1 protein-coding gene is annotated in these 1,211 nt (G+C 40.0%); it reads right to left on the bottom strand.

The genetic code is table 11. The annotated features are described in order from the left end of the window. Nucleotides 1-70: 70 nt before the first annotated feature. On the bottom strand, nt 71-586 hold the full coding sequence (locus tag IP81_RS15575) for a hypothetical protein (protein WP_197274664.1): 516 nt from the start codon (nt 584-586) through the stop codon (nt 71-73). Nucleotides 587-1,211: the final 625 nt, after the last annotated feature.

The following is a 1,211-nucleotide window of genomic DNA, read 5'->3' as shown; positions in this document are numbered from 1 at the left end:
TAAGTCGAATCCTAATATTCGATACACTCACGACAACAGGCTCAAAACCGAACGATTTCCATACAGGTGATCAAGCAGCCGCAATATCCTGAGCCACTTTTCGTTTCAGCAAACGCTCTTCACCCGTGATAGGGAACTGGAAGCTCAAAGGCAGATCGTCTCTCTGCTTTAACGGATCGATACCCATCGCAAACTTGCTGGCATACTCAATCACGTTAGCCATATCATCTGGCTCTGAACCAATGGTTTCACCGTGAACACGGCGCACACCAGAAAGCTTGGGATGCCATAAAATTTCATTGAAACCACCAGCCATCAAGCCTTCAAACTTTTCAGCAATCTCATTTTGTATCAGATAAATGCTATGGAGATGGATGCTGAAGTCATCATCCCACACATGGTTGCCACGCTTCGAACCAGACACATCGATAAAATCCCAACTTTTTGGGTAGAGTTTGATTTTGTTCGACCTGCCAGCGTTTTTAATGAGGGTTTTGACCATATGAGTTTGGAAGATATCATACTGCTTCCATACAAAATTCAGTCTTCGAACAGTGATATCCTTCTCATAAATCCTATGGTTCAAAGACCTGTTGATCTTGAATCTATGATCACTGAGTTGCGTGTAGAGTGCTGGCAAAACACATGATGACGGGTCAGAATGCCTTATGTGCTTTATGCGATTGAGAAGATCACCTTCTACACAATCTGGTAGATGGTTTGCCATATTGAACATAGTGGTAATGAGATATGGCTTGTAATTACCTGTATCTATGTATGATGATATGTTCTTATTGTATTGACTGATTATGGTTTGCTTGTGATTCATTTTCATAGAGACTTATGTTTAGGTGTGTTGAAGGTATGACTGTCTATAAGGGCGGAATCCATCCTTTGAATGTCGGTGAAATGTCTGTGGTGAATTCGATCTTTTGATCGATACACATAGAGACAGAATGTCACTACCAATGGCAGCAACACTATTTATCTCTGATGGTATCGATTACGGCTTCTATGATCATCTTTTTTTGATCATATCTCTGTGATGGTATGCCTTTAGAGACCCATAGCTCTTATAGCATATTATCTTTATATTGTTGTCTATAGAATGTTATGGTAACTACATTCTGTAGTTAGATCACTTTGTAATCCTTCTCACTCTGTGTCTCAGTAGTGATTCTCTATATACTATAATAGTATTTCATGCCGAC

This window comes from Novosphingobium sp. AAP83, assembly GCF_001295795.1.
In the GTDB taxonomy this organism is placed as follows: domain Bacteria; phylum Pseudomonadota; class Alphaproteobacteria; order Sphingomonadales; family Sphingomonadaceae; genus Novosphingobium.
Note: the sequence above shows the minus strand (reverse complement) of the source record. Positions and strands in the feature narration are given on the sequence as shown.